Origin of the sequence: Sphingobium sp. DC-2, assembly GCF_000722555.1 — a bacterium.
In the GTDB taxonomy this organism is placed as follows: domain Bacteria; phylum Pseudomonadota; class Alphaproteobacteria; order Sphingomonadales; family Sphingomonadaceae; genus Sphingobium; species Sphingobium quisquiliarum.
This window is the reverse complement of sequence record NZ_JNAC01000004.1, coordinates 1-12,788: the sequence shown is the minus strand read 5'-3', so window position 1 is coordinate 12,788 and position 12,788 is coordinate 1. Positions and strand designations below refer to the sequence as shown.

Annotated in this window: 17 protein-coding genes and 1 pseudogene; 11 read left to right on the top strand and 7 right to left on the bottom strand. The window is 64.2% G+C overall.

Features of this window, described 5'->3' with window-relative positions; all coding sequences use genetic code 11:
- Positions 1-34: 34 nt before the first annotated feature.
- A complete protein-coding gene (locus tag ET21_RS0100945) occupies positions 35-1,033 on the top strand; it encodes a 50S ribosomal protein L11 methyltransferase (protein WP_030538225.1) in 999 nt (332 codons plus the stop codon).
- Between the two features lie 11 nt (positions 1,034-1,044).
- The gene (locus tag ET21_RS0100940; RefSeq protein ID WP_030538224.1) at positions 1,045-1,764 is read left to right on the top strand and encodes a dienelactone hydrolase family protein; all 720 of its coding nucleotides are present in this window, start codon (positions 1,045-1,047) and stop codon (positions 1,762-1,764) included.
- A gap of 19 nt (positions 1,765-1,783) precedes the next feature.
- Here the strand turns inward: ET21_RS0100940 and ET21_RS0100935 are convergent, their stop codons facing one another.
- Positions 1,784-2,914 (bottom strand): M14-type cytosolic carboxypeptidase, encoded by a 1,131-nt coding sequence (locus tag ET21_RS0100935; RefSeq protein ID WP_030538223.1) that lies wholly within the window; start codon positions 2,912-2,914, stop codon positions 1,784-1,786.
- Positions 2,911-3,507, bottom strand: a complete 597-nt coding sequence (locus ET21_RS0100930) for a hypothetical protein (protein WP_030538222.1) — start codon at positions 3,505-3,507, stop codon at positions 2,911-2,913. Before ET21_RS0100930 ends, ET21_RS0100935 begins: the two co-directional genes overlap by 4 nt.
- A gap of 207 nt (positions 3,508-3,714) precedes the next feature.
- Here ET21_RS0100930 and ykgO point away from each other — a divergent pair, with 207 nt between their 5' ends.
- Both ykgO and ET21_RS0100920 read left to right on the top strand, forming a co-directional pair.
- Positions 3,715-3,840 carry a type B 50S ribosomal protein L36 gene (gene ykgO / locus ET21_RS0100925; protein ID WP_004210176.1) on the top strand — a complete coding sequence of 42 codons (126 nt, stop codon included), beginning with the start codon at positions 3,715-3,717 and terminating at the stop codon, positions 3,838-3,840.
- Between the two features lie 3 nt (positions 3,841-3,843).
- Positions 3,844-4,455: an HAD family phosphatase gene (locus ET21_RS0100920; protein WP_030538221.1), complete on the top strand. Its 612-nt coding sequence runs from the start codon at positions 3,844-3,846 to the stop codon at positions 4,453-4,455.
- Positions 4,456-4,457: 2 nt separating this feature from the next.
- Here the strand turns inward: ET21_RS0100920 and pyk are convergent, their stop codons facing one another.
- Positions 4,458-5,909, bottom strand: coding sequence for a pyruvate kinase (gene pyk / locus ET21_RS0100915; RefSeq protein ID WP_030538220.1), 1,452 nt, complete (start codon positions 5,907-5,909; stop codon positions 4,458-4,460).
- 103 nt (positions 5,910-6,012) lie between these two features.
- On the opposite strand from pyk, the gene ET21_RS0100910 reads away from it, so the two are divergent.
- From ET21_RS0100910 to ET21_RS0100885, 6 genes are all read left to right on the top strand, one after another.
- Positions 6,013-6,312 (top strand): DUF1244 domain-containing protein, encoded by a 300-nt coding sequence (locus ET21_RS0100910; protein WP_021239916.1) that lies wholly within the window; start codon positions 6,013-6,015, stop codon positions 6,310-6,312.
- A 44-nt stretch (positions 6,313-6,356) separates the two neighbouring features.
- Positions 6,357-6,599: a GapR family DNA-binding domain-containing protein gene (locus ET21_RS0100905; protein ID WP_021239915.1), complete on the top strand. Its 243-nt coding sequence runs from the start codon at positions 6,357-6,359 to the stop codon at positions 6,597-6,599.
- 23 nt (positions 6,600-6,622) lie between these two features.
- Positions 6,623-6,949 (top strand): heavy metal-binding domain-containing protein, encoded by a 327-nt coding sequence (locus ET21_RS0100900; RefSeq protein ID WP_021239914.1) that lies wholly within the window; start codon positions 6,623-6,625, stop codon positions 6,947-6,949.
- A 66-nt stretch (positions 6,950-7,015) separates the two neighbouring features.
- Positions 7,016-7,759 carry a YebC/PmpR family DNA-binding transcriptional regulator gene (locus tag ET21_RS0100895; RefSeq protein WP_030538218.1) on the top strand — a complete coding sequence of 248 codons (744 nt, stop codon included), beginning with the start codon at positions 7,016-7,018 and terminating at the stop codon, positions 7,757-7,759.
- A gap of 103 nt (positions 7,760-7,862) precedes the next feature.
- Positions 7,863-8,354 carry a crossover junction endodeoxyribonuclease RuvC gene (gene ruvC / locus ET21_RS0100890; RefSeq protein ID WP_030538217.1) on the top strand — a complete coding sequence of 164 codons (492 nt, stop codon included), beginning with the start codon at positions 7,863-7,865 and terminating at the stop codon, positions 8,352-8,354.
- Between the two features lie 302 nt (positions 8,355-8,656).
- The gene (locus ET21_RS0100885; protein WP_030538216.1) at positions 8,657-9,514 is read left to right on the top strand and encodes an arylamine N-acetyltransferase; all 858 of its coding nucleotides are present in this window, start codon (positions 8,657-8,659) and stop codon (positions 9,512-9,514) included.
- A gap of 38 nt (positions 9,515-9,552) precedes the next feature.
- Here the strand turns inward: ET21_RS0100885 and ET21_RS0100880 are convergent, their stop codons facing one another.
- Complete coding sequence (locus ET21_RS0100880) at positions 9,553-10,206, bottom strand: glutathione S-transferase family protein (RefSeq protein WP_030538215.1); 654 nt, start codon at positions 10,204-10,206, stop codon at positions 9,553-9,555.
- Positions 10,207-10,353: 147 nt separating this feature from the next.
- On the opposite strand from ET21_RS0100880, the gene aat reads away from it, so the two are divergent.
- Positions 10,354-11,124, top strand: coding sequence for a leucyl/phenylalanyl-tRNA--protein transferase (gene aat / locus ET21_RS0100875; RefSeq protein ID WP_021239909.1), 771 nt, complete (start codon positions 10,354-10,356; stop codon positions 11,122-11,124).
- A 35-nt stretch (positions 11,125-11,159) separates the two neighbouring features.
- Here aat and ET21_RS28320 read toward each other — a convergent pair.
- From ET21_RS28320 to ET21_RS0100860, 3 genes and pseudogenes are all read right to left on the bottom strand, one after another.
- Positions 11,160-11,330 (bottom strand): annotated as a pseudogene (locus ET21_RS28320) (DUF2155 domain-containing protein); the annotation flags it as partial.
- 245 nt (positions 11,331-11,575) lie between these two features.
- Positions 11,576-11,974, bottom strand: a complete 399-nt coding sequence (locus ET21_RS0100865) for an NADH:ubiquinone oxidoreductase subunit NDUFA12 (protein ID WP_021239907.1) — start codon at positions 11,972-11,974, stop codon at positions 11,576-11,578.
- Between the two features lie 50 nt (positions 11,975-12,024).
- Positions 12,025-12,552: a DUF192 domain-containing protein gene (locus ET21_RS0100860; protein ID WP_030538213.1), complete on the bottom strand. Its 528-nt coding sequence runs from the start codon at positions 12,550-12,552 to the stop codon at positions 12,025-12,027.
- Positions 12,553-12,788: the final 236 nt, after the last annotated feature.

The window sequence follows — 12,788 nt, the reverse complement described above, 5'->3', positions numbered from 1 at the left end:
TTTCCTGCCAGCCGCGCTGGGCTAAAGCGGCGGCATGAATGATGCCGCTGCTCCCCCTGCGCAAAGCTGGAAAGTCACTCTGCCTTGCACCCGCGCGGAGGCCGAGGCGCTGGACGGCGAAATCGCCACCTTCGCCGCGATGGATTCGCCTCCAGTATTGATGACCAGCGAGGCGGGCGGGGATGATGAAAATGCTTGGCGGCTGGACGCCTATTTCGAAGGCAAACCCGACCCTGCCGCAATAGAGTTGCTCCGCAGTCTGGTGCCGAGTGCAGCGGACATGCAGCCGCAGGTTGAGCTGCTTCCCGATGAGGATTGGGTAACGCTCAGCCAGCAGGGACTTGAGCCGGTTACCGCGGGCCGCTTCCATGTGCGGAACCGTCCGGCCGATCCCGAAGAGGCGAGTCACGTCAATTTCCTGATCGAAGCAGGCCGCGCCTTTGGCACCGGGCAGCATGAAACGACGGCGGGGTGCCTCTTCATGCTGGACCGGATGCGCCGGATCGGAATGCGGTTCGGCAATGTGGCGGATGTCGGCACGGGAACGGGGCTGCTTGCCTTTGCCGCGCTGCATCTGTGGCCCCGCGCCTATGCGACTGCTTCCGACATTGATCCCGTCGCGGTCGAAATTAGCGGGCACAATGCTATCGCCAATGGCGTGGTGATCGGCACCGGCATGGGCCAGGTAGCGCTCTATGCCGCAGCGGGAGTGGATCATCCTGCGATCGAGCAGCGCGCGCCTTATGATCTTGTGATCGCGAATATTCTTGCAGGTCCGTTGATCGAACTCGCCCCGTCGCTTTGTGCGGTGATCGAGGAAGGCGGTACGCTGATCCTTGCTGGCTTGCTGCGGGAACAGGCCGACGCGGTGCTAGCCGCCTATCGTGCGCAAGGCATGCGCCTTGCTGAACGCGCTGACCGGGGCGATTGGCCGACGCTGCGGCTGCGCAAGCGTCCGCGCATCGGCTGGAAGCGTCCGCGAAGGATCGACCGCAACGCGCGAGGCGAAGCCCCTGGCTTCGGCACGCTGTAAGGGAGCCTTTGATGACCATTATCCGCCGCGTCACCCTGCATGAAAGCGATGGCGATACGTTCGAAAGCATGGCGGTGTTCGACGATAGCCGGTCAACGCCTGTTCCGGGCATCCTGCTCTTTCCCAATGCACTGGGGAGCAAGGAAGCTGATTTCGCCTATGCCGAAAAGCTGGCGGCGCTTGGCTATGCCGTTCTGGTCGCTGACCTCTATGGGCAGGGCAAGCGCACCAGCCGTGCTGATCCTGATCCCGGCCTCTATATGGCCGAACTCAACCGCGACCGGGCGCTATTGCGTGAGCGACTCCGCCGCGTTCATGCACTTTTGAAGGACATGGCGGAGGTCGATCCGGCGCGCACTGCCGCGATCGGTTTCTGCTTTGGCGGCAAATGCGTTCTGGATCTTGCCCGCAGCGGCGCCGATATCGCTGGCGTCGTCAGCTTCCATGGCATCTATGATCCGCCGCCTTTCGCCAGCGCGCCGATTACCGCGAAATTGTTGATATGCCATGGATGGGATGATCCGCTCGCGCCCCCCGAATCCGCCTTGGCGCTGGCGCGCGAATTAACCGAAGCGGGATGCGATTGGCAGGTTCACGCTTATGGTCATACCGGCCATGCCTTCACTGACCATGATGCGAACATGCCTGACCGCGGGCTGGTCTATCAGCCCGCCGCCGATCGCCGCAGCTACCGCGCGATGCGGGACTTTCTGGCCGATTTGTTCGACTGACGGAAGCCGCGCGCCCGTTTCAGATGTCTCCGATCATTTCCGCGAGCACCGCCAGGCAATCCTTGGCGAGTTGCATCGAACGAGCGGGTGACCAGCCAAATTCAGGATCGGGCAGGTCGTCATTGTCCTTGAAGGGCATTTCCAATGTCATCGCCACCGCGCCGAAGCGTTCGGCGACCTGATTGGTGGACATGGTGAGGTTGGCCTTGCCCTCCGCCGCAACCGGATAGCCCATGCGTGTCTGGAAATCGGGCGTTCGCAGCGCCAGCGTTTCGCGGTAGTGGTGGAACAGTTCCAGCTGTCGATTGGTGATCGAGGGAATACCTTCAAATCCCGCCAGGAACACGGCAGGTATCGCCTCATCTCCATGCACGTCCATGGCGAAGTCCACGCCGCTCTGGTCCATCGCCTGGCGCACAAGGAAGACTTCGGGGCTTCTCTCCATCGATGGCTCATGCCATTCGCGATTGAGGTTCACGCCAGCGGCATTCGTCCGCAAATGCCCGCGCCGGCTGCCGTCGGGATTCATGTTGGGCACGAGGTGAAAGGTCGCCTGTTTGCGAAGGAGGCGAGCAACCGCGTCTTCCGGGTCGCACAGCCGGTCCAGCGCGCCTTCCATCCACCATTCCGCCATGCTTTCGCCGGGATGCTGGCGGGCATAGAGCCACACCTGCTTGGGTCCGTCGCCCAGCGTCAGCAGGTCAAGCGGCTGCTGATCGAGGGTGAGGCCGAGTTCGCGATGCGTGACGCCCGGCTGTACGGATGCCCAGGCGATCAGGTCATGGTGCCGCTCCATCGAATAAGGTGCGAAATAGGCCACCCACAGCGTGTTCGCCTCAGCGGGCAGGCGAATGGTCAGCGTACCGTCTGAATAGTGTGTTTCGGCAAGCCGCCAGCTTTCGCGATCTTCGCTGATACGGGCACGATAATTGGGCCAGCCATCGGGATAGGCCGATTCGCGGCAGTTGGTGATCGCCAATTCCACGGCGCGTCCGGCGATGCCCGATACGCGGAAATGAAACCATTGATAGAAGTCGCTTTGCCGGTCCTTGCGGATTTCAAGCTCTGCCCTGACGGCCGTGCCGCTATCGGAAATGGAAAGAACGCGAATATTGCCGCTGTCAAAGCCGCTCGTGATGGAGATGGTCATTTAACGGTTATAGTGCGCCCTGATTCACCAGGATAGCCCCCGACCAGCGCGGAAGCCAGCTTTTGCGCGGCTATGCCGGGCTGGGCGGCGGGCGAGCCTTCGCGGACCTGCGAAAGGGCGCGCCCTTCCCAGATGGTCGTGGAATCCGACCGGCGGCGAATCTGCACCTGTAACTCAGTGGTCACCTGATCCTTGGGCTTGCCCGACAGGTTGATGCCGATGCCTAGCCCGAGTCCCGAATAGCCGCCGCTGCCGACCGCTCCGCCGACGCCCACGCTGACGGGGCGGCCGCTCGCATCATATCCGGTGGGCCTAAAAGAGCGGCGGAACGCGACCAGCGCGACATATTCGCTCCGGGTTCCGGGAGCGGCGGCTGTGAAGCCAACCCGCTGCAACTCCTGTTCCACCGCGGCGGCATAGGTGCGGAATTCCAGGCTGACGTCGGGATTTCCGGGCATTTCCTCCACGCTGATCGAGCCGCTACGCGCCGGATCGCCGACATGGAATCGCGTGACTTCGACCGGCGGCACCGCCGTCGCGCACGCCGCCAGGAAGAGCGTGGACAAGACCGGCAGGATGATCTTCTTCACCATGAATGATCTCCAATTCGCGATGACCGCCCCGGAAAGATCGGCGCTGGCATTCCTATTTCCATCTTCAACGCGTGAAGCCACAGCTCCGCTGCATGCAGGATGAACAGCGGTAAAGAAGGTTGACCGCCCTTGACTTTGCGCGTGCCCGCCCATAGGGGCTGCGCTTCGATTTTTAGATCAAGCAAGATTCATCAAAGGCTGGCTTCCATGAAGATCCGCAACTCGCTCAAGTCGCTCAAGGGCCGTCACCGGGATAACCGCGTGATCCGCCGCCGCGGCCGCACCTACGTCATCAACAAGACCAATCGCCGCTTCAAGGCACGCCAGGGCTGATCCATGGCGGAGGTCACGGCCGTCATCTTCGATGTCGGCAATGTCCTCTACCACTGGAATCCCCGGCTCTTGTACGAGCGTCTGATCCCCGACGATCAGGCGCTCGATGCGTTTCTGCGGGATGTCGTCAGCCCTGAATGGCATTTCCAGCATGATGCCGGAACGCCTTTCGCACAAACCAGCGCCGAACTGATTGCCCGCCATCCCGATCACGCCAGCCTGATCCAGCTGTGGGGCGAAAGGTTCATCGACAGCGTGGCGCCTGCGGTTGATGGCATGCCGGAGATCGTCCGCGATCTGGACGATAATGGCGTTCCGCTGTTCGCCATCACCAATTTCAGCGCAGAATTCTGGGCGCCCTTTCATGCGCGGGAGCAGGCATTGTTTGCGCCCTTCCGCGATATCGTCGTGTCCGGCGCGGAAAAGATGGTGAAGCCCGACCCGGCCATTTATCAACTGGCGCTTGCCCGCTTTGGCGTGTGCGCAGGGCAGGCGCTGTTCGTGGATGACCGGGAAGAGAATGTTACCGCCGCGAAGGCGGAGGGGATGCATGGCCACCTGTTCCGCGGCGCGGCAGCGCTAAGGGCGGAACTGGCGGCCTTGAACCTGTTATAGTCCTAATCGCGGCCCTTGAGTTCATCGCCGCGCACGGCGGTGACATGCAGCACATTGGTCGATCCCGGCGTTCCGAACGGCACGCCGGCGAGAACCACGATCTTGCCGCCCTTTTCCGTCATGTCGTGGCGCAGCGCCATCCGGCGGGCCTTGCCAACCATTTCCTCGAAATTGCCGATGTCCTTGGTCCGCACCGCATGGACTCCCCAGGTCAGGCCCAGCTTGCGCGCGGTGTCCTGTCGCGGTGTCAGGGCGAGGATCGGCGTCATTGGGCGCTCGCGCGCCACGCGGCGCACGGTGCTGCCCGAAGAGGTGAAGCAGGTGATGGCGCTCGCCCCGACGACGGACACGATCCCGGCCGCGCCCTCGGCCAAAGCGTCGGCGGTGGTCGGATCGGGCTTTGTTTCGGTGAAGTGCAGGCGCGCGAAATAGCCGGGGTCGTGCTCCACGCTGTGGGCGATGCTGTCCATCATCGCCACCGCTTCTTCCGGCCAGTCGCCAGCCGCCGTTTCGGCCGACAGCATGATGGCGTCCGCGCCGTCATAGACCGCCGTCGCCACGTCTGACACTTCGGCGCGCGTCGGGGTGGGGGACTTGATCATGGATTCCAGCATTTGCGTCGCGACCACGACAGGCCGTCCCATGCGCCGCGCGGTGGCGACGATCTGCTTCTGCAACGGCGGAACAGCCTGAGGCGGCAGTTCGACGCCCAGGTCGCCGCGCGCCACCATCACTCCGTCAGCCAGTTCCAATATCTCCTCCAGCCGCTGCACGGCTGAGGGCTTCTCGATCTTCGCCATCAGTGCGCCGTGGCCGCCCATCAGCTTGCGTGCTTCAGCCAAGTCTTCCGGCCGCTGCACGAAGCTGAGTGCGATCCAGTCGCAGCCTTGCTCAACGGCGAAGCTCAGGTCCCGGCGGTCCTTTTCGGTCAAGGCGGGCACCGGCACGACGACATCGGGCACATTCACGCCCTTGCGGTTGGACAGCGCGCCGCCGACTTCCACGATCGTGTCGATGCGATCGGATGTGACTTTCTTGACGCGAAGGACCAGCTTGCCATCGTCCAGCAGCAGCCGGGTTTCGGGCAGCAGCGCTGCGTAGATTTCGGGGTGGGGCAGGTTCACGCGATCCGCATTCCCCGGCGCTGTGTCACGATCCAGCACGAAGGCCGCGCCAGTTTCCAGCACGGCAAGGCCGCGCTCAAAGGTTCCGACGCGCAGCTTGGGCCCTTGAAGATCGCCCAATATCGTGGTCGGGCGGCCAAATTCCTTTTCCAGCGTGCGAATGATGGCGATCCGCGCGGCATGATCCTCATGCGAACCATGGCTCATGTTGATGCGGAAGGCGTCTGCCCCTGCGACAAAGAGAGCCCGGATCATCTCCTGGCTGTCGCTCGCGGGGCCAAGGGTCGCTAATATCCGAACCTTGCGCGAGCGGGGCGGTAATCGAGTCATTCAAAAGCTCCTGATCGTCATGATAGCCCCTGGTTTGCCAAGGCGCCGTTTTGGATTATCCGTGCTGCACGACAGGATTATGTAGACCAGCGAAAGGATCGCCGTGGCCGACAATATGCTCAACGATGCGGTTGCCGCAACCGCCTTCCGCAGGCTGGTGGCGCATTTGCAGCATCGCACCGATGTTCAGAATATCGATCTCATGGGAACGGCGGGATTCTGCCGCAACTGCCTGGCCGACTGGATTGCGGAAGCGGACGGGGCGATGAGCAGGGAGGAAGCGCGCGCGATCATCCATGGCATGCCCTTCGCCGAATGGAAGCAGCGCTATCAGAGCGAAGCGACGCCCGAACAGATCACAAAGATGCAGGAGAGTGTGGCGAAGAACGCCGACAGCCATTAGAGGCGTTCACCAACCGATTCACATTCAGCCGGAGATAGACAGAAATGAGCGAGGGCAACGTCGCCGCAGATCAGCTACGCCTTTTCATCGAGCGCATCGAGCGCCTGGAAGAGGAAAAGAAGGGCATCGGCGACGATATCAAGGACGTCTATCTGGAAGCCAAGGCCAATGGCTATGACGTGAAGACCATGCGGTCGATCGTCCGCCTTCGCAAGATGGAGCGCAACGCCCGGATGGAAGCCGAAGCGCTGCTGGAAACATACAAGAACGCCTTGGGGATCGAATAACCACTTAATCAGGGAGAGCGCTCATGTCCGGGATCATCGTCAGCACCACGCCGTCCATCGAAGGGCGGCCGGCCAAGGATTATCTCGGCATCGTCACCGGCGAGGTGATCGTGGGCGCCAACCTCTTCCGCGACCTGTTCGCGGGTATTCGCGATATCGTCGGCGGCCGGTCGGGAGCGTATGAGGATGTCCTTCAACGCGCCCGTGAGCAGGCCATTGGCGAGATGCAGGCGCGGGCCGCGGCGCTGGGCGCCAATGCTGTGGTCGGCGTGGACCTGGACTATGAGGTGCTGGGGTCCAACGGATCGATGCTGATGGTGTCCGCTTCGGGCACCGCCATCCTCGTCTAGTTGCGCTTGGGCAGGACGCCCGCTAGAGAGCCCGCTTCGGATCACAGACAAGATTAGGAGCAGGCCGTGGCCGGCCATAGCAAATTCAAGAACATCATGCATCGCAAGGGCGCGCAGGACAAGAAGCGCTCCTCGATGTTCTCCAAGCTCAGCCGCGAAATCACCGTGGCGGCGAAGATGGGTCTGCCCGACCCGGACATGAACCCGCGCCTGCGCCTTGCCATCAACGCCGCCAAGGCCCAGTCCATGCCCAAGGACAATATCCAGCGCGCGATCGACAAGGCGCTGGGCGGCGACATGGAGAATTATGAGGAGATCCGGTACGAGGGCTATGGCCCCGGCGGCGTCGCCATCATCGTCGAAGCGCTGACCGACAATCGCAACCGCACCGCGACCAACGTGCGCACCGCCTTTTCCAAGAATGGCGGCAATCTGGGCGCGTCGGGCGCGGTCAGTCATGGCTTCGACCGCATGGGCCTGATCACCTATCCGGCGAGCGCGGGCGATGCCGACGCGATTTTCGAAGCCGCGCTGGAGGCGGGCGCGGACGATGTCGTGTCGAACGAAGACGAGCATGAAATCTGGACGGCCATGGACGCGCTCCATGAAGTGGCGAAGGCTCTGGAGGCCAAGCTGGGCCCGGCCGAGGGCGCGAAGCTGGCATGGAAGCCGCAGACGACGGTGGAGGTCGATGAAGCCAATGCCGCGACCCTGCTGAAGCTGGTCGATACGCTGGAAGACGATGACGACGTCCAGACCGTCTGGGGCAATTATGAAGTGTCCGACGCGGTGATGGAGAAGCTGGGTTGAGTGCATCTCCCCTCCCGTCATCGGGAGGGGCCGGGGGAGGGGCTGCTAGGCTGCTTTCCCGAACATGCCCTCCCTTTGCCGCTCCCGCCAGCGGGAGGGGGATTTGATCATCCTTGGCCTTGATCCGGGGCTGGGCACCACGGGGTGGGGGCTGATCGCGGCTGATGGCAATCGCCTTAGCCATATCGCGAACGGGCAGATCAAGACGGATGCCGCGATGGCGCTGGCGACGCGGTTGCTGGCGCTCGATCTGGCGCTGACAGACCTGATCCTGGAGCATCAGCCCAATGGCGCGGCGGTCGAGGAAGTGTTCGTCAATGTGAACCCGCAATCGACGTTGAAGCTGGGGCAGGCGCGCGGCGTTGTGCTGCTGGCCGCTTCCCGGTCCGGCATGGAGGTGGGCGAATATGCGGCCCGGCTCGTCAAAAAGTCCGTGGTGGGCGTCGGTAACGCGTCGAAGGATCAGGTCCACGCTATGGTCGCGCGGTTGCTGCCCGGCGCGAAGGTCGCGGGGCCTGATGCGTCGGATGCGCTGGCGGTGGCGATCACGCATGCCCATCATCTGGCGAGCGCCCGCCGTATTCCGCGCAAATGATGGGGTTGGAGGGAAGGTCTGCGCGTAGGAAATGGGTTACATAGGTGACACGACAGGACCGCGGAAAAGCGCGGTTTTCGGCGAAATTTCCTATTTCCGGTTTGACGGTTGAAAGAGCCGGTGGCGGTATAGAAGCGAGGACGGGTTGTAGGACAGCGGAATTTTTTGGGGAGCCGATTTTTCCGTGATGAAGGGGAAGTGGGCTGACATTTCCTATTTTCCCCTCCACCTCCACCTTCGCTTGGCCGATGGCCCCCCTCTCCATCGGGGATGGGGAGGTTTTTTGGAATGAGAGGCGCGCGATGAACTCCGGCGAGCTTTCCGATTATCTGGCGCGGATCGGTGTCGGGGCCGCACCTGTGGCCGGTCTGGATGGCCTGCGTTTGTTGCAGCGGGCGCACCGGCTGGCCATTCCATTCGAAAATCTGGACATTCCGCTGGGGCGAGGAATCGACATATCTCCGGCGGCGGTCAGGGCCAAATTGGTTCGCGCGCGCAGGGGCGGATATTGTTTCGAGCAGAACGGCCTGTTCGTGCAGGCGTTGACCGCGCTGGGCTTCACTGCCCGGCCATTGCTGGCGCGTGTGTGGCTGGGCGCGCCGGATGAGGTGCCGCCGCGCACCCATATGCTGGTGCTGGTGACGCTGGATGGCCGCCATTGGGTGGCCGACACCGGCTTTGGCGGCAGCTTTACGCCACCCATGCCGCTGGAGGATGGGGCGGAGGCGGAAACGCCCGATGGCGCGCGGCATCGGTTGCGCCGCTGCGCCGTGCCGGGCGACCCGGACGGCGAATGGCTGCTGGAGCGCGACGGCGTGTCGGCGGCCACGGACGGGCGGTCGGCCGGATCGGGATGGCAGCCGCAATATGGCTTTTCCCTGCGCGAAGTCGCCCCGGTGGACATCGAGCAGTGCAATCACTGGACGGCGACGCGGCCGGGCACGCGCTTCACGAGCCTGTGCATCGTCAGCCGGGTGCTGCCGGACGGGTTCGCGGCGCTGACGGATGCGCGGCTCAGCCTCTATCGCGGTGGACAGACGGAAGGACGCCAGCTTGACGGGCCGGAGGAGTATCGCGACATTCTTGCAGACCTTTTCGGCATCGGCCTGCCGCTTGCGGAGGTTCGCGCCCTGCCGATGTTCGCGTCTGATCCGGTATAGCCGCTGTCAGCCTGCCGAGTTGAGGAGCAGGAGGCAGGCTAGTCAGGACCGGCGCTGGCCAGGAACACCGCGCGCTGGGCATCGAAGGCGCGCTGGAAGGCGGGGCGGGCTTCGCCTCTGGCGACATAGGCGGAGAGAGCGGGATAGTCATTCAATATGCCGGAACCGTGCAGCCTGCGCAGGACGGCCACCATCATCAGGTCGCCAGCGCTGAACGCGCCGTCCAGCCAGTCCGCCTCTCCCATCCGGTTGGAAAGCTGTTCCAGCCGCGTGCGAATGCGCTGTTCCAGCATGGGCTGGCGCTCTGCCGACCAGCTTTTTCCGCTTTCCAGCAGCATGGCCATGGAATGTTCGACGATGGGCGGTTCGACGGTGTTGAGCGCGGCGAACATCCACATGATGGCGCGTGCGCGGGGGTTCGCGTCCTGCGGCAACAGGCCCGGACGGGATTGCGCGATGTGAAGCACGATCGCGCCGGATTCGAACAGGATGAGATCGCCTTCCTCATAGGCCGGTATCTGTCCGAAGGGATTATGCGCCAGATGCGCGGGCTGTTTCAGGGCGGCGAAGGACAGGAGGCGGACGGCGTAGGGCAGGCCCGCTTCCTCAAGCGCCCAGCGCACCGGCATGTCGCGCGCCAGGCCCTGGCCGCGATCGGGCGATTGTTCGAAGGCCGTGATGGTGATGGTCATGCTGCACCTCTCCGATCGGAAAGGATGCCCCGGCGGCCCTGCCCTGGCAACGGAAAGACGGGGAAGCGCCCCAGTGCTGCGGATAATCGTGGGGAGGGGCGAAGTCGCACTGGCGCGGCGGCGCATCTTTCCCTAAATTCATGGCCGATGACGATTGATCCGCTGGTGCTGTTGCAGGCCTATGCCATCGGCGTGTTTCCCATGTCCGATGACCGGGAGGCGCAGGAGGTCTACTGGATCGAGCCGAAGCGGCGGGCGATCATGCCGCTCGATGGCTTCCATATCTCCCATTCGCTGGCCAAGACCATCCGGCAGGAGCGCTTTCGGGTGACGGCCAACCGGGATTTCGCGGGCATCGTGTCGCTGTGCGCGCAGGCGGCGGAGGACCGGCCGTCCACCTGGATCAACCGCGAGATCGAAAGCGCCTACCGCCACCTGCATGAGATCGGCTTTGCCCACAGCGTCGAGGTGTGGGACGGGCAGGAACTGGTGGGCGGCCTCTATGGCGTGGCGCTGGGCCGCGCCTTTTTCGGCGAGAGCATGGTGTCGCGCCGGACGGACGCGTCAAAGGTGGCGCTGGCGTGGCTGACCGCGCGGATGCGCTTCGGCGGTTTCACGCTGCTGGATTGCCAGTTCATGACGGATCATCTGCGATCGCTGGGCGCGATCGAGATCAGCCAGCGCGACTATCTTCAATTGTTGGCGGCGGCGGTTGAGGATGTGCCGCTGGGTTCCGGCCGGGCGGTGCTGGCGGGCGGTTCGGGAAGCTGCGCGGAGCTGGCGTTCGCGCCGCTGTCGGGCCCGGCCGCTCTGGCGGAAGAGGAGGAGGAGGGCGCTTCGCCCTTGCCGCCCAGCTTCACCGTGCCGGGGCCAGCATCCGGCCAGGACATCGTGCAGCTTCTGACCCAGACGTCATAGACCGGGTGCTGCACGACATTGCGGTCGGGCCGTTCGCGGAACAGCCAGCCGGAAAAATTGCGCCGCCACTTGCCATCGGCGCTGCTGCGCACGTCCAGTTGAACGAAAGCGCCGGTTTCCTGCACATTTTCCCAGGGCGCGGTCGTCTCGCAGGCTTGCAGGCGGACGATGGCGTCGCCCACACGCAGCGCTTCGCCCGGTTTCATCGTCAGGTCGCGGGTCAGGCCGTTTCGCTTGTTGAGCAGGCCGATCACGGCGACCCGCTCACTCATGGGCGTGCCGGGCAGGGCCGAATTTTCGCCGTTGCGGATGGGGGTGCGTTCGATGCGCACCGGTCCGGTCTGGTTCGCGGCGGGGATATCGTCATCGCCGCAGCCCGCCAGAAGCAGGGCGCAGCCGAGCAATGGCAGGCTGGGCAGGATCGGCAGGAACGCCCCCGCCCGGCGCAGGGTCATGACGCGTCGGGGCTCCACGCCTCATAATCGCCGGTCGCCTTCTGCCGGTGACCGCCCTTTTCCAGCGCGCCGGAGGGGCGGTAGGCGTTGGGAGTGCCGGTGGCGTTGGGGGTGAAATCCCTTTCCCAGATGCGCGGCGGCGGCAGGCAGCTTTCCGGCGTGCCTTCGATCGTGTGATGCAGCCAGCCATGCCATTCGGCGGGCACGCGGCTGGCGTCGTTATTGCCGTTGTAGATCACCCAGCGGCGGGTGCGGCCATAAGAGTCCGCGCCGCCTTCATAATAGATATTGCCTTGATGGTCCTCTCCCACCTTCGTGCCCTTGCGGGAGGTGTAGAGTGCGGTGCCGATGGTGGCGCCGTTCCACCATGTGAAGATCTTGGCCAGGATTCCCATGGGCGAAGCGCTTAAGGCCGGGGCGGGGGATTGGCAAGGCGGATATGGCGTTACCGGGCGCGGGACGGACAGAAATCGAGCCCGGCCGGACCCTTGCCCGCCGGATCGGCGCAGCGGCCCCAGGCAACCCGGTCCCCCGGCGCGATGCCAAGCTCCGCCGCCCGCCCGCCGCGCAGTTCCAGAACGGCGGCGACGGGGACTCCGGCGGAGACGGGCTCGCGCGAATAGGGCGTGGTGTTGGCGGCGATGAAGGCGATCGTGCCGTCAGTGCGGATGAACAGCATGTCGAGCGGGATCAGCGTGTTCTTCATCCAGAAACTGGCCGTGCGCGGCGGGTTCATGGGAAAGAGCATGCCGCCGTCCGGTTCCAGCGACTTGCGGAACATCAGGCCCTGCTCCTGCTGCTGCGGGGTGAGGGCGGCCTCCACGGCAAAGCGGTGGGTGCCGGTTGCCGTGCTGATGACGAGGGGGAGGAGGACCTGCTGCTGGCTGGCGGGGCTGGTCGCCTTCTCCGCCTTGGGCGCGGTGGGGGAGCAGGCGGCGAGCGCGAGCAGGAGGAGGGCGGGGAGGTGCTTCATGGGTTGGGCTTATCGCATTGGTGGCGGGTTGCGCTATCCGGCTTGGGTGGATTCTTTTTGGGGCGCGCAGAGGCGCAGAGGGCGCAGAGGGGGTGTGCGGGGGGGGTGGCGCGTTGTGGATTTTGGTTCACGCGGAGGCGCGGAGACGCGGAGGGGAGTAGAGGCCAATCCCGCGCTCCCTCTCCTCGGGACTGTCAGGATTTCCGTGTGCGGCCGGGCGGTTGATCATCAGGCCG